The 2,432-nt window shown below is 37.8% G+C and carries 4 protein-coding genes; 1 reads left to right on the forward strand and 3 read right to left on the reverse strand.

Features of this window, described 5'->3' with window-relative positions:
- Nucleotides 1-431 (reverse strand): carbon starvation CstA family protein (locus Q8907_16295; protein ID MDP4275829.1); only part of this gene is annotated, 431 nt, incomplete at its 3' end.
- 373 nt (nucleotides 432-804) lie between these two features.
- Between Q8907_16295 and Q8907_16300 the strand changes: the two genes are divergently transcribed.
- Nucleotides 805-1,608: a polysaccharide deacetylase family protein gene (locus tag Q8907_16300; protein MDP4275830.1), complete on the forward strand. Its 804-nt coding sequence runs from the start codon at nucleotides 805-807 to the stop codon at nucleotides 1,606-1,608.
- Nucleotides 1,609-1,713: 105 nt separating this feature from the next.
- Here Q8907_16300 and Q8907_16305 read toward each other — a convergent pair whose 3' ends face one another.
- Nucleotides 1,714-1,989 (reverse strand): cytoplasmic protein, encoded by a 276-nt coding sequence (locus Q8907_16305; GenBank protein MDP4275831.1) that lies wholly within the window; start codon nucleotides 1,987-1,989, stop codon nucleotides 1,714-1,716.
- Between the two features lie 40 nt (nucleotides 1,990-2,029).
- Nucleotides 2,030-2,432, reverse strand: a 403-nt coding sequence (locus Q8907_16310; protein ID MDP4275832.1) for a DUF72 domain-containing protein, incomplete at its 5' end; no start/stop codon positions are given.

Here is a 2,432-nt window from a genome sequence, read left to right on the forward strand (position 1 = left end):
ATTGAAATAATCAAAATGGTAATTACAGATACGGAGGTAATCAATCCAAGCCTATTTCCTACCAGATCTTTGGCTATTTCTGCAATTGATTTTCCCCGGAAACGGACGGATGCGGTCAGTATCACCATATCATGAACGGCACCTGCAAAAACAGATCCTATCAATATCCATAAAACTCCCGGCAGGAATCCATATTGGGCAGCAAGTACAGGCCCGATAAGTGGCCCGGCACCCGCAATGGCGGCAAAATGATGCCCCATCAGTACAATTTTGTTAGTTGGCACATAATCCCGGCCATCATTAAGCATCACCGACGGAACAGGATTGTTGCCATTCAACATTAAAACCCTGTGTGCGACGAATCTTCCGTAAACCCCATATCCTATGGCTAAAAATAAGGCGGCAATAATTACTAATACAATTGAATTCATAAAGATTAACAAATTAAAATTTTAAAGGTCATATAGTTTCAATTAATCAGGGAAAGGGTCAAAACTAATTATTTTTAAAATATAGTGTTTCTTTTTAACATCAATAAATAGATTATATTGTTCTGATTATTTAAACAGAAGCAGAATCCTAACTATATAGAAATTCGAAAGTCAGATTCTTTGATCTGCCAGACAATACATTTATTTTTACAATGCCTCTGAAAGACTTATACCGGAGTTCATAAATATCAGTTATCATATTCGAACTTTAATAACCAGACTATTATTAAATTTGGCCTATTATTAAACAAATGATTCTTGTAATTTTAAATTTACATTTTTAACCAGGTTCAATTATAAACAACTTTTAATCATGAAACTTAATCAAGCAATTTTGTTTGTTATCACAGTCTTAATATTTCAACAATCTTATGCCCAAAAGGCAAAAGAATGGAACGGGAAACAATGTGCAGTCGTCCTCACGTATGATGATGCACTGAATGTGCATTTGGACAATGTCATACCCTGTCTGGATTCCGCAGGCATAAAAGGGACATTTTATATAGTTGGAGAATCGCCGGCACTCAACAAAAGGATCGCTGAATGGAGGCTGGCCGCAAAACATGGCCACGAATTGGGCAACCACACCCTGACTCATCCCTGTGACGCATGCAAACCGGGGAGATCATGGGTCACCCCGGAAAAAGACCTTAGTAAATACTCAGTTGACCGTGCGATTAAGGAAATCAGGGTAAACAATACCCTTTTAAAAGCCATAGATGGAAAAACAGAAAGGACTTTTGCCTTTCCCTGCGGTGACACCAAAATTGATACCGTAAACTTCTATGATGCCGTTAAACATGAATTTGCCGGGGCCAGAGGTGTCAAGTCTGACCTCAAATCCTTAAACCAGGTAGATTTAAACGATATCAACTGTTATGGAATGAACGGCCAGTCGGGGGATTATATGATTGACCTTGTAAATAAAGCAATGAAGTCGCATACTTTACTTGTGTTCCTTTTTCATGGAGTTGGCGGCGAGCACAGTATCAATGTCTCCCGTGAAGCCCACAGCCAGTTGATTCATTACCTGAAACAACATAAAAATGAAATCTGGGTTGCCCCCATGGTCGAGGTTGCAAAATACATCAAAAAAAATCAAAGTCATAAAAAATAGGTAAGAATCAGGAGGTTGATTGTGAGGGAATCCCCTTGGAATCAACCTCCTGCATAATCCAATCAATTTAAGGGTTAAGAAAAGAAGGAGAAAATCTTTTTGTTTTTAATCCAAACGGTCACTAAAGAAATCATTTGTATCAGGTACGATTAAATACCATCTGTCCTTTTGGGTTTCATGTTTAAGGACATAGAGCTTGCCAGAAATGGTGCAAACCTTAAAATAATTTGCTGCCGGCCATTTGGGATTCATGTCTCCCTGATACCAGCGGTCAATGATTTCTTTTATTTCAAATTTCTCCTTTCCCATATAAAAGCATACCGGATATTCATCTGCTTTCCAACCTGAATGGCAATCAACTTTTACCGGAATATATTCCATTTCTAAAAATCATTAAAAAGACAATAAAACAAGATCCCGACTATATAAAATCCATTTTCTCCTCGATGATTTCCTTTAATCGCATAGCATTTTTAGGGGCAAACCCTTGATAGTCATTGTTAAAAAACGCCCAGATTTCTTTGTTCTCTTTCAACCAGCCAATTATTTTTCCGGCATAATGCTGTAATTCCTGTTCGCTGTAGTCCGAAGCATAAAGCTGTTCATGCCCGTGAAAACGAAAGTAAACGAAATCAGCGGTAACAACTTCAGAATAAGGGTATCGTTTGCCGGAATCGGCTATTACTAAAGCAATATTATACTGTTCAAGCAATTTGAAACAATCTTCCGTGAACCAGGATTTATGCCTGGCTTCAATGGCAAACCTGTAAGTGCTATATTTCCCGGTTAATATGCCAATAAAATTATTCAACAATTGTTTATCA

Source organism: Bacteroidota bacterium, from assembly GCA_030706565.1.
Classification (GTDB): Bacteria; Bacteroidota; Bacteroidia; order Bacteroidales; family JAUZOH01; genus JAUZOH01.

Coding starts and splice junctions, on each gene's coding strand:
- Q8907_16300 (MDP4275830.1), top strand. CDS start 805: ATGAAACTTAATCAAGCAATTTTGTTTGTTATCACAGTCTTAATATTT.
- Q8907_16305 (MDP4275831.1), bottom strand. CDS start 1,989: ATGGAATATATTCCGGTAAAAGTTGATTGCCATTCAGGTTGGAAAGCA.